The sequence below is a fragment of the Lipingzhangella halophila genome (assembly GCF_014203805.1).
GTDB lineage: Bacteria > Actinomycetota > Actinomycetes > Streptosporangiales > Streptosporangiaceae > Lipingzhangella > Lipingzhangella halophila.
This window is the reverse complement of sequence record NZ_JACHJT010000001.1, coordinates 4,229,140-4,245,176: the sequence shown is the minus strand read 5'-3', so window position 1 is coordinate 4,245,176 and position 16,037 is coordinate 4,229,140. Positions and strand designations below refer to the sequence as shown.

At 69.7% G+C, this 16,037-nt stretch carries 14 protein-coding genes; 9 read left to right on the top strand and 5 right to left on the bottom strand.

What is annotated here, in order from left to right; translation table 11 throughout:
* The first annotated feature begins 174 nt into the window (after positions 1-174).
* From F4561_RS19570 to F4561_RS19545, 6 genes are all read left to right on the top strand, one after another.
* Positions 175-729 (top strand): anthrone oxygenase family protein, encoded by a 555-nt coding sequence (locus F4561_RS19570; RefSeq protein WP_221445554.1) that lies wholly within the window; start codon positions 175-177, stop codon positions 727-729.
* Positions 722-1,195 carry a hypothetical protein gene (locus tag F4561_RS19565; protein ID WP_246437238.1) on the top strand — a complete coding sequence of 158 codons (474 nt, stop codon included), beginning with the start codon at positions 722-724 and terminating at the stop codon, positions 1,193-1,195. Before F4561_RS19570 ends, F4561_RS19565 begins: the two co-directional genes overlap by 8 nt.
* 158 nt (positions 1,196-1,353) lie before the next feature.
* Positions 1,354-2,610: a glutamate-5-semialdehyde dehydrogenase gene (locus tag F4561_RS19560; RefSeq protein WP_184580835.1), complete on the top strand. Its 1,257-nt coding sequence runs from the start codon at positions 1,354-1,356 to the stop codon at positions 2,608-2,610.
* 479 nt (positions 2,611-3,089) lie between these two features.
* Positions 3,090-3,593: a cupin domain-containing protein gene (locus F4561_RS19555; RefSeq protein ID WP_221445553.1), complete on the top strand. Its 504-nt coding sequence runs from the start codon at positions 3,090-3,092 to the stop codon at positions 3,591-3,593.
* Positions 3,594-3,842: 249 nt separating this feature from the next.
* A complete protein-coding gene (locus F4561_RS19550) occupies positions 3,843-4,739 on the top strand; it encodes a LysR family transcriptional regulator (protein ID WP_184580834.1) in 897 nt (298 codons plus the stop codon).
* A gap of 12 nt (positions 4,740-4,751) precedes the next feature.
* Positions 4,752-4,925, top strand: coding sequence for a hypothetical protein (locus F4561_RS19545; RefSeq protein ID WP_184580833.1), 174 nt, complete (start codon positions 4,752-4,754; stop codon positions 4,923-4,925).
* A 7-nt stretch (positions 4,926-4,932) separates the two neighbouring features.
* On the opposite strand, the gene F4561_RS19540 is transcribed toward F4561_RS19545, so the two are convergent.
* The 3 genes from F4561_RS19540 to F4561_RS19530 all read right to left on the bottom strand — a co-directional run bounded on the left by F4561_RS19540 (position 4,933) and on the right by F4561_RS19530 (position 7,649).
* On the bottom strand, positions 4,933-5,952 hold the full coding sequence (locus tag F4561_RS19540; protein WP_184580832.1) for an MDR family NADP-dependent oxidoreductase: 1,020 nt from the start codon (positions 5,950-5,952) through the stop codon (positions 4,933-4,935).
* A gap of 62 nt (positions 5,953-6,014) precedes the next feature.
* On the bottom strand, positions 6,015-6,758 hold the full coding sequence (locus F4561_RS19535; RefSeq protein ID WP_184580831.1) for an SDR family oxidoreductase: 744 nt from the start codon (positions 6,756-6,758) through the stop codon (positions 6,015-6,017).
* Between the two features lie 102 nt (positions 6,759-6,860).
* Positions 6,861-7,649 carry an SDR family oxidoreductase gene (locus F4561_RS19530; RefSeq protein ID WP_184580830.1) on the bottom strand — a complete coding sequence of 263 codons (789 nt, stop codon included), beginning with the start codon at positions 7,647-7,649 and terminating at the stop codon, positions 6,861-6,863.
* Positions 7,650-8,003: 354 nt separating this feature from the next.
* Between F4561_RS19530 and F4561_RS19525 the strand changes: the two genes are divergently transcribed.
* Positions 8,004-10,169: a hypothetical protein gene (locus F4561_RS19525; RefSeq protein WP_184580829.1), complete on the top strand. Its 2,166-nt coding sequence runs from the start codon at positions 8,004-8,006 to the stop codon at positions 10,167-10,169.
* A gap of 220 nt (positions 10,170-10,389) precedes the next feature.
* Positions 10,390-12,573 (top strand): phosphatidylglycerol lysyltransferase domain-containing protein, encoded by a 2,184-nt coding sequence (locus F4561_RS19520; protein WP_184580828.1) that lies wholly within the window; start codon positions 10,390-10,392, stop codon positions 12,571-12,573.
* A 12-nt stretch (positions 12,574-12,585) separates the two neighbouring features.
* Here the strand turns inward: F4561_RS19520 and F4561_RS19515 are convergent, their stop codons facing one another.
* Positions 12,586-13,992, bottom strand: a complete 1,407-nt coding sequence (locus F4561_RS19515; protein ID WP_184580827.1) for a PQQ-binding-like beta-propeller repeat protein — start codon at positions 13,990-13,992, stop codon at positions 12,586-12,588.
* Between the two features lie 126 nt (positions 13,993-14,118).
* A complete protein-coding gene (locus F4561_RS19510; protein ID WP_184580826.1) occupies positions 14,119-15,186 on the bottom strand; it encodes a M48 family metallopeptidase in 1,068 nt (355 codons plus the stop codon).
* Between the two features lie 182 nt (positions 15,187-15,368).
* Here F4561_RS19510 and nadD point away from each other — a divergent pair, with 182 nt between their 5' ends.
* Positions 15,369-16,010, top strand: coding sequence for a nicotinate-nucleotide adenylyltransferase (nadD, locus tag F4561_RS19505; RefSeq protein WP_184583877.1), 642 nt, complete (start codon positions 15,369-15,371; stop codon positions 16,008-16,010).
* Positions 16,011-16,037 lie beyond the last annotated feature (27 nt).

The following is a 16,037-nucleotide window of genomic DNA, read 5'->3' as shown; positions in this document are numbered from 1 at the left end:
CCATGCTCCGGTGGCCCTGGGCCCCAGTTCCTCCGCACTGCTCCTGTAGGGGTAGCGCGACCGGGCTCCCTACATCGATGTCGGTACGCGGTGCGATCCCCGAAGCCGACGCCGGCCCGCTTGGCCCGCTCCTAGCGTCATGGTCGTCAGGTCGGACGTCTCATGGAGTTGGTCGTGCTCAGGAGTCGGATATCGCTCGTCATCGCGGGCGTGTACGTGTGGATAGCCATGGTGGCGTGCGGCGGGATCGCGGTGGAGACGATCGTGATCTACCCGAACGTGTTCCACGACGTGCCGGCTTCGCTTGCCGGAGCGTCGGAGTTCTTTGAGGTCACCGGTCCCGCGGACCTCTTCCCGCCGTTGGGTGCCGCAACGGTGGTGCTCTCGATCGTCACGTTGGTGCTGGTGTGGCGGCTTCGCGCGGCCCGGTGGTGGATCGCGGCGAGCGTGGCCACGCTGGTGTTCGGCGAGTTCCTGTTCTCGGTGCTGTTCTTCTGGCCGCGCAACGAGATCATGTTCGACGAAGGGCTCGCCGAGCACTCCGCGGAGGTCCTGCGGCGGACCGCCGCCGAGTTCGAGACCGGGCACTGGGGGCGGCTGGCGGCGAGTGCCGCGACCGCGACCCTGGCCTACATCGGTTTCCTGCGTTACCACCGCTGGTTCCACCTCTCCGCGAACCCCGCGGGCACTGGAGTACAACAAACAGAAACGGAGGCGCGCGATGCGTGACCGGATCCGGCGCTCACTCGGCATGCCGCTGCTCGCGGTCTGCGGCCTCGCGCTGCTCGGCGTGCCGCGCGTGGTCGCCCACGACCTCGAACTCGTCGGCCCAGTGGCCAACTCGCTACTGGTGTGGATTCCGGTAGCGGTGTGGCTGGTGGTCGTGCTGTGGTGCCGGGTGCCCAACGCGTTCCGCACGCTGCTCGTCATCGGGCTTGCCTACGGCATGGTGCTCGGGGTAACGCACCAGGTCCTCTGGACGCAGGCGTTCGACGAGCCACCGAGCCTCGGCGGCAACCTGGAGGGGGTCCTGGCGCCCGCGGCCGAGAGCGCGCTGCTGCGCATGTTCGCCTTCCTGAGCAGCCTCGGCACAGGCGCGCTTGTCGGTGCGGTCACCGGGGTGGTCGGCTGGTTGCTCGCCAAGGCGGTCCCGGCCCTGCGTCCGCGTTCAGACGCGGGGTCGTCAGTGCCCTAACCGCGTCCGGACGCCGCGCCGGCACGCATCGCCCGGTGCGGCGTCCCGGCCGCCGAGGTGACGCCGGACCCGGCGGCTACGCGGGCACGTCGCATAAGATCGCCGCAGGAGGAGTGTCGGACGACCCAGAAAACTACCTAGAGAGCAGAGTGAGCAGGATGAGTGACGTCGAGCGCGAGGTGCATTCCGTCGCTGAGCGGGCGAAGGAGGCCGCCGCCGACCTCGCTCCGTTGAGCCGGGCGGTGAAGGACGAGGCGCTGCTCGCCGTGGCCGACACGCTGGTACGCGAGGCGGAGTCGATCGTCGAAGCCAACGCGGAGGACGTGGCGCGCGCCCGCGAGAACGGCGAGAGCGAGGCGGTGGTCGACCGGCTCACCCTCGACGTGAAGCGGGTCGACGCGATCGCCGACGCCGTCCGCGACATCGTCGAGCTGCCCGACCCGGTGGGCGAGGTGGTGCGCGGCAAGAGCCTGCCCAACGGCCTGGAGCTGCGCCAGGTGCGCGTGCCGCTCGGCGTCATCGGCATGATCTACGAGGGCCGCCCGAACGTCACCGTCGACGCCGCCGTCCTCTGCCTGAAGAGCGGCAACGCCGCCCTGCTGCGCGGATCCTCCTCGGCGTACTCGTCCAACACCCGCATCGTCGAGGTGATCCGCGGCGCACTGGAGAAGACCGGTGTCCCGGTCGACGCCGTGCAGTTGATCCCGGGGAGCGGCCGCGAGGCGGCGCAGGCCCTGATGCGGGCGCGCGGGCTCGTGGACGTCCTCATCCCGCGCGGCGGCGCCAACCTCATCCAGACCGTGGTGCGCGAGTCCACCGTCCCGGTCATCGAGACCGGCGACGGCAACTGCCACGTCTACATCGACGAGGCCGCCGACCTGGACAAGGCGCTGGCCGTCGCCGTCAACTCCAAGACCCAGCGGATGTCCGTCTGCAACACCGCCGAGACGCTGCTGGTGCACGCCGCGGTCGCCGACCGTTTCCTGCCGGACGCCCTCAAGTCGCTGCGGGAGCTGGACGTGACCGTGCACGGCGACGACCGGGTCCAGGGCCACGACGACGCCGTGGTCGCGGCCACCGAGGACGACTGGGGCACCGAGTACCTCTCCGCCGACCTGGCGGTGAAGGTGGTCGACTCGTTGGACGACGCACTGGCGCACATCCGCCGCTACTCCACCTCGCACACCGAGGCCATCGTCACCGACTCCCAGACGGCGGCGCGGCGGTTCGTCGCGCACGTGGACTCGGCGGCGGTCATGGTGAACGCGTCGACCCGGTTCACCGACGGCGGCGAGTTCGGGTTCGGCGCCGAGATCGGCATCTCCACCCAGAAGCTGCACGCGCGCGGCCCCATGGGGCTGCCGGAGATGACCTCCACCAAGTACGTCGTCACCGGCGACGGGCACGTGCGGTAGTCACCGGGAACGGGCACGTGCAGCTAGTGGTGTGAACGCATGGCTTCGCCGGGTTGGTGGTTGCGGCGGATGCCCTCTCAAAGCCGCAGCCGGTAACAACCCGGAGAACCTGCGTGGCCACGGCTGGCAGCCGAGTGGGGACGAAGAAGCGCCGGCGAGGTGGTCCTGGTTCCGGACGGGGCCGCAACGCCGCGTGTGGCGGATCTTCAACCGCCCCGACCCCGCGGTCCCGGAGATCCGGATCCCCGGTCCTCCGGGGCGGGAGCGCCGCGGGGCACCGTGATTCCGGCTCCGCCGGTGCCGGGCTGCAACCCGGTGCCGAGCACCTGGTGGAGGCGTTCGTCCATCTCCTCGTGCGACCTGAGCATCGGTGTGCTGCCGATCCTGCGGCTCAGATCACGCAGGCGATCCTTGTAGGAGGCTTCATCTGAGACTATTATCTGTCTGTGCAGACAAATAAAGATCAAGGAGCGAGCCCTATGGATGCCAAAGACAGCGTCGAGAGCCCTTTCGGGATCCCCGTCGTGTCGCTGCCCGACGAGGTGGAGCACTACGGCTACTACAACACCGACCTTGAGGTGATCCTCAGAGCGGAGACGACAGGGGGTCAGCACTTCATGACCCGCCAGCGGACGATGCGGGCCGAGGATGCGCCACCCTTCCACCTGCACACCCGCGAGGACGAGATCTGGATCATCAACAGCGGGCAGTTCCGCTTCTGGATCGGAGGTGAGTCCCTGGCGACCGCGACCACCTACGACATCGGGCCAGGGGGAGTCGTCTACGGACCGCGCAACGTCGCCCACAGCTTTCAGAGCCTCGACGGCGCCGGGGACGTCACCATCCTGTGGAACCCTGCCGCGGGCCAAAGCTACTTCTTGGGGGTCGGCGCGGCCGAGGCGCGTGAGGACTTCGAGCATCTCGAGCGCCTCGAGACCATCGGCGTGCGCGTGTTGGACCGGGCTCCGGTCAACGGCGCGTGATCCCCCGCGTCCCCTAATCCCCGGCCTCATCCGGACGCACCATCCCGCATCTGCCACCCCGGGCACCGCCGCTGCAGGCGCTTCCACCCGGGGGGGCCATGCGGTGGACCGGCCCACCTCGGGCGGCGCCACCTCCGTATGGCCGGTGACGGACCTGGAGTAAACGTGCCGCGTCCCGTGTTCTAGCCCTGACCGCAACGATCACAACGCGGTGGACCGCGGCCCACCGCAGGGAGGGGACTGGAGCCGATGAGCCTTCGTCAGTACGAGTACGCCCTGGCCGTTGCCGAGGCGGGCTCGGTGACGGCGGCGGCGGAGCTGCTGCACGTCGCCCAACCTTCGTTATCCCAGCAGATCCGCGGCCTGGAGCGGGACCTCGGCGTGAACCTGTTCGCCCGCACGCCGACCGGGCTGGTGCCCACCGTGGTCGGCCGCACGTTCCTGCGGGAGGCGGAGGTCGCGGTGAGCGCGTCGCGGCGGGCGCGGGCAACGGCGCGGGCCGGTGCCGATGAGCTGGTGGGCGAACTGGTGGTTGCGGCGCAGATGGGTTTTGGCGCGCGGCAGCTGCCGGTCGCGCTGGGCGCGCTGCGTCGCCGCTTCCCGCGGCTGGAGGGCACCGTCTTCGAGGAGCCGAGCTCCGCCGAACTGGATCGGCTGTGCCGCCGGGGCGTGCTGGACCTCGCCCTGATGGCGGCGTGCGAGCGGACCCCTGCCGACGCCCACCACCTCGGAGACGAAGAGTTCGTCGTGGTGCTGGGCGCCGGTCACCGGCAGCTCGCCGCGGACCGGGTCGAGCTGCGCGAACTGGAGGGGGAACCGTGGGTGAGGTTCGACCGCGACAGCGCGCTCGACGGCGTGCTGCTGAACGTGCTGCGGGACAACGAGCTGACCCCGACCACGGCCGCCCGCGTGTCCCAGACGGCGACGGCCGTGCGCTGGGCCGCCCACGGGCTGGGAGCGACGCTCCTCCCGGCCTCCGCGGTGCCCCACGGTCACGAGCACCTCGTTCGGCCGGTGTTCCCGGTCGTGTCCCAGCCCGTCATCGCCGTGGTCCGGCACGACGCGGGCCCGGCGGAGAAGGCCCTGCTCGAACTCCTGCGTCAGGAGACCTGGCCCGAGCCCGCTTCCCACGCATCGGTGTCCTGACGGCCGAGGGGAGTGGCTGGAGGTCTGCGAGCACTACGACGAGAGCGGACCGCCACGCTGATCCCGCGGATCGCCCTGCTCAACCTGTTCAACCGGATCAACGTCACGGTCCGCGAGCGCGCCGGCGCACCGAGCTGGAAGCAGAACGGAGAGTGCTCCGGAACCACCGTCGCCGCGGCATCGTGAGAATCGCCTACCTGGCGAGCCGCACGATGACGTTGCCGCGGTGTACGCCGGCGAGGAGCTCGTCCTGGGCGGTGATAGCTCGCTGGAGGGTGCCTTCGAGGAGCGTGCGCGCGAACGTGATCCGGCCTTCGGCGTACCACTGGGCGTAGTGGGTGTTCCAGGCCTGGATCTGGTCGGGGGTGTGCCTGGTGATGAAGGGGCGAATCCGCACCTCGTGGGCGAGCGCGGTCATGATGTCGAGACGGGGGTACCCGCCGTCGCCGCCGGTGACCTGTCCGGCGAGGGTGCCGCACAGCGCGAAGCGGGCGCCGAACGCCGTGTGCCGGAGCGCTGCTTCGAACTGGGCGCCGCCGATGGTGTCGAAGAAGGCGGTGATGCCGTCGGGGGCGAGCTCGGTGAGCCGGTCGTCGAGGTCGTCGTTGTGGTAGTCGATGGCAGCGTCGAGGCCGAGCTCGTCGACAAGGTAGCGGGTCTTCTCGGGTCCGCCGGCGATGCCGATGACACACGCGGCGCCACGTGCCTTGGCGATCTGCGCGGCCATCGACCCGACGCCGCCGGCGGCTCCGCTGACGAGGACGACGTCACCGTCGCCGACGGCGGCGATGTCGACGATGCCGTGGTAGGCGGGCACGCCCTGGTTGAGCAGGTACTCGGGACCGGGGAAGACGTCGTCGGGCACGGGGAACGCCTCGCCCGGCCCCAGGATGCTCTCCTCGCGCCAGCCCGACATGTGCAGCACGACGGTTCCCACCGGCAGGTCGTCGGCGCGTGACTCGACGACCCTGCCGATCGCGCTGCCGTGGATTGGCTCGCCGGCCCGGAAGACGGGCACGGGGATCTGCGTGGTCTCGAACATCAGGTCGCCGTTGGCCGCGATCACCTGCTGGAACAGGTTCCGCACCCGAACCTGGCCGGCGGCCGGCTCCTGCGGAGGGAGCGTGACCACCTCGAGCAGCGAGCTGGGCGGCTGGGCCAGATTCGTACGATGCGCGCGCAGGACGACGGCGGATGATCCCTGGACGGTCATGATGAGTACCTCTTAGTCGATCGTGGCTGGACCTGGCCCCATGGCAGAACGGTAGGGCAAGCTCAGAGCTGGGTACGGCCTCCGTCCACTGCGAACTCGGCGCCGGTGGTGTAAGTGGCGTCGAAGGCGAGGAACGCGGCCGCCCTGGCGAACTCGTCGAGGGTGCCGAAACGCTGCATGGGATTGTCCGCGACCACCTGCGCCTTGAACTGCTCGGCGGCCTCTTCGGTCATCGAGTTCTCCAGAACTCCCGTGTCGATGGGACCGGGGCTGATCGCGTTGACCCGAATTCCGCGCGGAAGCAGCTCGCGGGAGAGGCTGCGCGCCATCGAGCGCAGCGCCGCTTTGCCGGCCGCATAGACACTGGTCTCCAGCATGCCCATGACGTTCGCGTTCGAGGTGGTGAGGACGACTCCCGCGCCCGTGCTCAGCAGCGGGGCGAGCTTCTGCGCAGTGAAAAAGGCGCCCTTGACGTTGATCGCGAACAGCTCGTCGTACACCTCCTCGGTCACGGACTCGAAGGGCGTGAGGGCTGCGATGCCAGCGTTGACGAACAGGGCGTCGAGCGTGCCGAGCTCGTCCTTGACGCGGTCGGCCAGCGCATCCAGGTCGGACAGTGAAGCCACGTCGCCTCGGACGGCCACCGCGTTCTTGCCGAGCCGCTCCTGCGCGGCGTCGAGCGTGGCCCGGGAACGACCGGTGATCACCACGCGGGCTCCGTCGTCCACCAGTAGCTTCGCCAACGCGAACCCCATGCCGCTGCTGCCACCCGTGACCACTACATTCTTGTCGCTGTACTTTTCCATGCCAGGATTCCTTCGTTCTTTCTCGTGAAACCCGATGGTGCGCCGCGGCGCACGTCAATGAATGCTTTTTTCTGAAACTGGTGTCCCGGAATGCCGTTGGCGTCAACCCATGGGGAATTCGCCGCCGTCCACGACGAGATTCCTCCCGGTCAGCCAGCCAGCCCGGCCGGACACGAAGAACAGCACCGCATTGGCGATGTCGTCGGGCTGACCCTCGCGCCCCAGCGGCGGGGTGTCGTCGGCGTTGGTCTCCGCCGGTGCCGCGCCCATGCGCGCGGATACCTCCGCCCACTGCTCCCGCGTTGTTTCGCCGCCGGGGGTGGCGACTCTGCCGGGAGCCACGGTGTTGACCCGGATTCCGAACGGGGCCAGTTCCATGGCCATTCCCCGGCTGTAGTTGTCCAGCGCCGCCTTCGCCGTGGTGTAGTGCAGGAACGGTCCTACCGGGGTGAGGACCGCGGACGAGGAGACGTGCACGATCGCCCCCGAACCCCGTTCCCGCATCCCCGGTACCAGCAGCGAGTCCAACCGCACCGATGCCAGGAAGTTCAGGTCCAGCGCGTCCTGCCACTCCTCGTCGGGAATGGCCGAGGCGCCTTCGTGCGGTCGCGCCCCACCCGCGTTGTGGACCAGGACGTCCACCCCGCCGAGCGTCTCCTGCGCGGCCGTGGCGAGCGCCTCCGCTCCAGCCCGTGTCCGCACGTCGGCCTGCACGAAGGCCGCCCCCTCCGGCACCGTGCTCGTCGCCGACCTGGCGGTCGCGAGCACCTCGGCGCCCGCGTCCAGGAATTGGCGCACGACAGCCGCTCCGATTCCGCGGGACCCACCCGTGACCAGGGCCCGCTTTCCCGCGAGTTCCAGCGTTCCCGATCCGTTCTCGGTTGTGGTCATGCCGCCGGTCCTCTCGACTGCGTGTTCGTTCGCTCGGCACAAGAAGGATCAAGGTGCGCAGAGCGCGAATCTTCGGATAAATCGCGGTGCGCACCCCGTCAATCTGTTTCACAGTACGACCGGGAAAGAATTATCGGCAAAGACGAAATACAAGCGGGTGCCATAGGCAATTCCTATGGCACCCGGCCCCTTCCGCCCGTGACCGGCGCGGGAAGCGGATCGGGGCGGCCCCGTCCACCACGTCGGTGAGCACCTCGACCGGTGGCCCGGCCGCCACGACTCTCCCGCCCGCTTTGCCCGGACATCGCGGTAGTCTGCGGGTGTTTGGCTGGCGTGTGACGGGAGCGGGAACCGATGACTCCGGGGGACGCCTCCGAGGATGGCGAGGTCGGCGAAGGCGGGCCACCGGAAGGGGGCGCCGGGCCGCGGCTCCTGCTCCATGGCAGGGCATGGGCGCTGTTCGGCCGGACATTCACCACCTACCTGCGGCACGCACGTCCGCTACTGAGCGCCACTGCCGTACCGTTCGCGCTGGCCGTCGTTGTCGGATCAGTGGCCGTGGTGCTGCTCACCCTGGACGGCACCATCGTCAACGGGCTCCCGGTGCCACTGGGCCGCCCGTCCGTCCCCGTGATGGTGGTGGCCGCGGGTGCGCTCCTCGTGGCGGTGGCGCTGTCCGGTATCGCGCTCGGGGCGGGTGTGCTGGTGGGCGGGGCGGCGCTGCTCGGCCGTACGGTCGCGGCGCCGGAAGCGTGGCGCAACGGCTGGCGCCGGCTTCCCGCGACGCTCACCTGGGCCGTGCTGGCGACGACGTCTGTCCTCGCCCTGGTACTGGCTCGGGTATGGATGCACGCTTACGGGATTCTGCCGCTGCTTGTGCTTCTCGCGGTTCTGCTGCTCGCGATCCCGGTCGCCTCGGTGTTCGTGGCGCTGCCCATAGCGCACCTCGAAGGAGTCGGTATCTTCCCGGCGCTGACCGCCGCCTGGCGCATGGGGCGGGGCCGGCGGGGCGTGCACTTCCTGTTCGTGCTCGCCGCGGTGGCGCTCGCGTTCGCGGTTCCCCTCGCGATGACCTGGGCGGCCGGACACCTGCCGCAGCTCCTGGGGCCGGGGGCGCATCTCGGCCTCATCCTGAGCGGGTTGGCGAGCGTGCTGCTCTGGCCGTGGCTGCTGCTGCTCCTCACCGCCCCCGTGGCCTACTCGGGCTCCCCGCCGCGGATGGAGCACCCCGTCCGCGACTGCGACGCCGGCCGTGTGGAGCGGACTCTCCCGGAGTTGGCGGAGGGGCGCCGCCCGGCCCCACTGCCCGGAACAGTCCTGGTGGCGGCCGTCCTCGTCGTACCCCTGCTCGTTCCCGGCCTGCTACTGCTGAACCCGCTGGGCGCGCCAGTGGGTTCCACCAGCGAGGTGGGTCTCCGCAGCGGCGACGCGAGTATCGCCATCGCCCCCCGCGATTCCGGCGGAGCGACCCTGGTCGGCTGGGACGCCGGCTCCTTCACGACCGAGTGCGATCCGGTGTGCTCGTCCCGGGAATGGGTTATCGAAAGTGCCGCCACCCAAGGGGAGAGCCAGGCACTGGTCGGTGACGGGTTCGCCTTCGCGTTCTGGGGGGAGGGGAACTACGGCATTGACGGGCTGGCACTGGAGACCTGTGGCGACGGTGACTGTGGCGCGGAGCCGGACACGATGCTGCGCCCGACCGCCGACTACGTCAACTACGCGTACTCGGCACTCGCGCCGCTCGGTGACGGCATGATCGTGGTCTCCGCCGCGGTCGAAACCGACGGTGGAGGGATGAAGGCGCGTCCGGAAGCGGACCTGCGGGCGCACTACTGTGCCGGCACCGAGTGTGCCGACCCGCGCGTGATCGACCTCCCCGCACTGCGTGTCGGGACCACCCACAGCCAGGGCAGGATGCTGGACGTCGCCACCGGCAGCGAGGGGCACGGGTTCGCGGTGGCGGCCTACGACGGCGAGAGCGGCGCGGTGCACGTCATCTCCTGTCCGGACACCGAGTGCGCCGAGCCCGCCAGCCACCGGGTGGCCGACTCCCAAGTGGCCCAAGTGGCCCAGTCCAGCGACACTGTCAGCGGCCGGATCGGGGTCCGCGTCCTGCTGCGGCCGGACGGCACCCCGGTCGTGGCCTACCGGGCGGCGGGCGATGGCGCGCTCCGCGTCGTCGACTGCCGGGACGCGGCGTGCGCGGAGTCCACTGACCGCGCGGTCACCGGTCCCGGCCGGGACCGCCCGGTACCGGGGTTCGCCCTGGACTCCGAAGGCCGGCCGCAGGTCGCCACCTTCGACCTCACCGACGAGCGCCTGGTGCTCATCTCCTGTGCGGACAGTGGGTGTGCGGAGTCCGTGACCGTCCCACTGGCGAACCTGGACAGCGCCCCTGCCTTCACCGAGCTCGCCCTGGACTCCGCCGACCGGCCCCGCATCGTGTGGGGTCAGGGATCGTCGCCGGCCCCGATTTCCACCCGGCTGTTCGCGTGTGCCGATGCGCGGTGCGGCGCGTAGCCGGGGGCAGTAGCTCAGCGCGGAGAGTCGTGGTCCGGCGTGTTCCGGATCCGGCTTGGCATCCCATCGCGCCTGGATTGCATGCCCTCCGGGGGCCGGGACCATCGTTGTCGGTTCGCTGTCGGTGCTCACGGTGGCTTCCAGTTCCCACGTGCCCGCTTTGTTCGGACATCGCGGTAGTCTGCGCTTTTTGGTCGGTGCGTGGTGGGAGTGGGATCCGGTGACTCTGGGGGAGGCGTCCGGGGCTGAGGGGGATGGCGAGGGCGGGCCACTGGAAGGGGAGGCCGGGCCGCGGGTCCTGCTGCAGGACAATGCGTGGTCGTTGTTCGGGCTGACGTTTGCCACCTACTGGCGCAACGCTCGCGCGTTGCTGGCGGCGACCGCGGTGCCGAGTGCGCTGGTGGCGGTGCTCACTTCGGTGTCGTTGGTGCTGCTCACTGTGGACGGCGCCATTGTCAACGGGATGCCGGTTCCGTGGGGTGTTCCGCCGGTGTGGGTGCTGGTGGTGGGTGCGGCAGCGGTCGGTGTTGGGGTGGCGCTGTCCGGTATCGCCCTTGGGGCGGGTGTGCTGGTGGGTGGGGCGGCGCTGCTCGGCCGCAGGGTGGCCGTGGCGGATGCGTGGCGCGCGGCGTTGCGCCGGCTGCCCGCGTCGCTCATCTGGACCGTACTGATGACGGCCGTGCTCCTTGCCCTGACCATGGGCGCGGCGACGGCGTACGGGTCCGGCATCCCACTGTGGGTCGTCATTCCGGCGGCCCTGGTGCTCGCGGCCCCGGCAGTCCCGGTGTTCGTGGCACTCCCGGTGGCGCACCTGGAGGGCATCGGGATCTTCCGGGCAGTGGCCGTAGCCTGGCGCATGGCGCGGGGGCGGTGGCTCGGCCACTACCTTTTCGTGCTTGGCGCGATGGCGCTCTCGTTCACCCTCACCACGGGAGTGAGCTGGGCGGTTGGGCACCTTCCCGGGTACTTGGGGCCGGGTGTCCCTCTCGGGGCGGCGCTGAGCGGGCTGGCCCTGGTTGTGGCGTGGCCGTGGATGCTGCTGCTCCTCGCCGCGCCCGTGGCCTACTCCGACTACAGGCCCGAGCTGGTCCCCAGTCTCATCCGTGACTGCGACGCCGAGAGGGTGGACCAGACCCTCCCGCCCGAGCCGGCCGAGGGGCGGTCGCTGGCGCCGCTACTCGGCAAAGCTCTGGTCCCGGTGGTTCTCGTCGCCGCGCTCCTCGTTCCCGGCCTGCTGGTGCTGAACCCGCTGGGCGCCCCCGCGGGTTCCGACAGGGAAACCGGCATCTGGTCAGCAAGCTCCACCTTGGCTGTCGTCCCCGACGACACAGGCGCGGTGACCCTGGCTGGTTGGAAGAGCGGCAGTATTACCGCGGTGGAGTGCGCTCCGGTGTGCTCGGCTTCGGACCTCGATCAGTCCGCTCCGCACAGTGGAGCCAGCCAGGCCGTAGTGGGGGACGAGATCGCCTTCGCCTACTGGCGTAACCATTTTGAGGACGACGTTCATGACGGAATAGTGCTGGGGACGTGCGACAAGAGCGACTGCACTGACGTCGAACCGCTCTCGCTGCTGCGTCCGCCCGGCGATGACTACCCTTTGGACGCACGCGTGGCGCTCGCGCCCCTCGGCGACGGCCTGGTCGTGGTGCTCACCGCGACCGGAGGCTCGGAATCGGAAACCGCAACTGTGCAGAAAGTGCACGGGTACTACTGCGCCGACACTGACTGCGGCGACCCGCAGGCGATCGAGTTGCCCGCAGTCCCCACCGGCGAGAACCTGGGCGACGCGGCCACAACATTGGGTGTCGCCACCGGGGACGACAGCGACGGGTTCGCGGTGTCAGCCTACGACGCCGCGACTGGAGCGGTGCACGTCATCTCCTGCCCGGATACCGAGTGCGCCGAGCCCGCCGTCCACCAGGTGGTCGAGCCCGAGGTAGCCCGCCCTCCGGTTGTTGTCGGTGACCGGCTCGGGGCGCGCGTGCAGCTGCGGCCGGACGGCACCCCGGTTGTCGTCTACCGGGCGGCCCTCGATGGGGCGGTCCATGTCGTCGACTGCCAGGACGCGGCGTGCGCGGAGTTCACCGATCGCGCGGTCACCGCTCCCGGTTGGGCCCGTCCGGTACCGGGATTGGACCTGGACTCCGAAGGACGACCGCAGATCGCCACCTTCGACCTGAGCGAGGGGCGTCTCGTGCTGGTCTCCTGCGCGGACAGCGGATGCGCGGAGTCCGAGACAGTCCCGTTGGCGCGCCTGGATGGCGACCCCGTCTTCACCGAGCTGGCCCTTGACCCGGCCGACCGGCCGCACGTCGTATGGGGCCAGCAGTTCGAAGGTCTGCATGGGACCCAGCGGGGTTCCGACCAGCTGTTCAGCTGTCTCGACGCGCGGTGCGGCGCATAACCGCGGGGGTGGTCAGTAGTTCAGCGCGAAGAGCCGTGGTTCGGCGCACTCCAGGCCGGGGCTGGGTGCGTCGGCGCGTTCGGGGAGCAGCCCGTCGGGGGCACACCCCTGGAGCACAGCGATGGGTTCGCCGTCGGCGGTGCGGGCGGAGCCGAGCGCCTCGGCGCCCGCGCTGGTGCCGTCCCACTCCAGCTCTTCCTGGTAGGGGGCCTGCAGGGTGACCGTGCGCAGTGGGTCCTCTGAATCGGGAGTGTCCGCTGCGTCGGGGTGGCGGGCCCGCGCGTCGTAGTGGTTGATGGGCGCCGTGGCCTCCCCGAAGGCGTCCTCGGTGACGGTCTCACCGGTACGCGCGTCGACCGCGCGCAGCCCCTCCTTTTCCTCGACGTACAGCAGGGTCGCGCCGTCCCACGGTTCCGCCGAGCCGAAGCGCACCTTGCCTTCGTCCTTCCAGAGGAACTCACCGGTTTCGGCGTCCGCGACCCGCATGGTCTCGATTCCGCAGCCCGGCGGAAGATCTGATTCCTGCTCGCACTCCTCGCTGGTAAGCACGATTTCCCCGGTCTCGGTAACCCAGGTGTCCAAGACATTGCCGCCCGCGGTCTCGGCGAGTTCGACCGGTGGCAACGTGTCTCCCGTTTCGAGGTCAAACCGGTGGATCGTGCGCAGGTCATCTCCGCCTTTCTCCGGATCGTCCGGACGGGAGTACTCCATGGAGTGGATGATCTCGGAGGTGACGTTGTGGCTGTGGACGTTTTGGTCGTCGAGTGACGCTGACCACTCCTCGGAGCCGGACTCCAGGTCCAGCCGGGCGTAGCCATCGCCATCGCCCTGGAGAGCCACGAGGACGTGGTCGTCACCGGCCCGCACGACATGGTCCACGGTCACGGAGTCGCCCACGGTGCGGATGGTCTCGCCACTGGCCGGGTCGACCAGGTACAGCCGGGACTCCTCCTCTCTGGCCTTGACCGCCTCGAGCAGAATCCCGCTGTCGGTGAATGAGATCCCCTCGATCGTTTTGGGGATGTCCGGGCCGATCACCTGCTGCCAGTGCAGCTCGCCGGAGTCGGCGTCCACGGCACGGAGGAGGTCGTCCTCCGCGTAGTACACGGTGCCGTCGCCGGCGACTATCCCCGTGGAGGATGAGAGGTCTTCCGCAATGGCAACGGAGGAATGGCTGGCGATGTTGACGAGTGGGGAGGGGCTGTCGCCGTACTCGTGGGTGACGAAGTACTGTCCGTCCAGCGGTAGGGACCAGCGCAGTGTGCCTGGTTCGTCGCAGTCGTCGCCGCAGGTGACCAGTTTGTCCGGGCTGATCGGGGAGGCTTCGTACTGGGGGGCGTCCGGCTCGCTTCCGGTGTCGCAGCCCGCCGTCGCCGCGCTCAGGATGCCTACGACCGCGCAGATCCCAACTTTTCGCATGGGGAAGCAGTCTAGCCCCGGCGGTGCGGGGGATCCGGCGGTGAGCGGATGCGGGGGCGGGCGCTGAACGCGGCCGAGTGGCCCCGGCACCCGCCCCCCGGTGAAGGTTGTCGCGGGAAGCCCGGTTCAGTCGTTGCTGTTGCTCGTGTTTTCGCCGTTGTCGCGGCGCCCGCCGGCGCTCTTCCAGCGGTCCGCCACGGTGTCGAACAGCCGGCCTCCGGCGTCGGCGGCGCTGCCCGCGACGTCCCGGAGCGTGCCCACGAGCGGGTCGGACGAGCGCTCCCAGGACTCCTTGTAGGAGTTGGCGGCGCGGCGGGCCTCCTCGCCCACGTTGGCTTCGCGGTCGGTGCCGCGGCGCGGGTAGTCGCCGTCGAGGATGCGCTGGTAAGAGCCGTCCTGCACCCAGCGGTCGAGCTCGGCCAGGCGGATCACCGCGAACGGGTGCGTGTGCCCGATGAGGTTCAGGATCTTCAGCATGCTGTCGCGGGCGTCGCCCCCACGCTCGTACTCGGCCGCCTGCTCCAGCATCGAGTCGGGGTTCATCTCGACCAGCCGCGAGCCGCCCGCCATCTTCATCAGGGCGCGCTTGGCGGCGTCGGGGTCCTGAGCGGCGAGTGCCCCGGCCCGGTCGCAGGAGAGCTCGGACTTGCGGTACCACTCCTCCAGCGCGGCGACGATCGCGCGCAGCCCCAGGTAGCCCAGCGGGATCCAGGCCACCCGGGCCGCGAGCTGGATCAGGGCCAGCAGCATGGTGCGGTAGACGGCGTGCCCGGACAGGATGTGCCCGACCTCGTGGCCCACGACGAACCGCTGCTCCTCGGCTTCGAGCAGGTCGAACAGCCCGGTCGTCATGACGATGAACGGCCGCTGGCTGCCGATGGCCATGGCGTTGGGCTGCGGGTTCTGCTGGACGTAGAGCTCGGGAATCTCTTCGAGGTCGAGGACGTACGCGGCGTCCCGGACGTAGTTGTGGACGTCGGGGAACTGCTGTTCGCTCACCCGGACAGAGCTGGCGAGGAACATCAGGCGCAGAGCGCGCTCGTTGAACAGACCGGAGAGGCGCTTGAAGACCTCATCGAACCCCTTGAGCGACCGCAGCGCCACCAGCGCGCCGCGGTCGGCCGGATGTTCGTAGGCTCGTGAACTGATGTCGGCGAGTCGGACGCGTGTGCGGTCAGGAGTATTGGTGGCCATGCCCGAATGCTATGCCTCACACGCGCGCGATGCCACGATTTCCAGGATCGAGATATGACGCGATTCTGCGGCCGGTTTCGGCCGGGCGCCCGAAGGGCGCGCGGACCGGTCGACTAACCTCGGCACTAGGCCGACGCCAGGGATCGAAACGGAGCGGCAGGGTGCCGGACGAAGTGACCAACATGGCCGGAGACAACGTCCAGAACGCTCGGCGCACGCGGCGGGTGGGGGTCATGGGCGGCACCTTCGACCCGATCCACCACGGGCACCTGGTGGCAGCGAGCGAGGTTGCCCACCTGTTCCACCTGGACGAGGTGGTGTTCGTCCCCACAGGGCGCCCATGGCAGAAGGACATGTCCAAGGTGGCCTCGGCGGAGCACCGGTACCTGATGACGGTTATCGCCACCGCGGAGAACCCGCAGTTCCGGGTGTCACGCATGGAGATCGACCGCGAAGGTCCCACCTACACCATCGACACCCTGCGTGAGATGCGGAGCGAATACGGGCCCGGCGTGAGCCTGTTCTTCATTACCGGCGCCGACGCGCTCGGTGCGATCCTGAGCTGGCGCAATGTCGATGAGATGTTCGACCTGGCGCATTTCGTAGGCTGTAACCGTCCCGGTCACCGGCTCACCGACACCGGATTGCCCGACGGGAAGGTCAGCCTCGTGGAGGTGCCCGCATTGGCCATATCCTCGAGCGAGTGCCGGGAACGCGTCCGCAAGGGCGAGCCCATCTGGTACCTGGTGCCCGATGGCATCGTTCGCTACGTCAACAAGACCGGCCTCTACCTCGACGATCGGATGACGGGTGGCGGGCACTGAGTGCCCCCGCGGTTTGGACCATCCGTC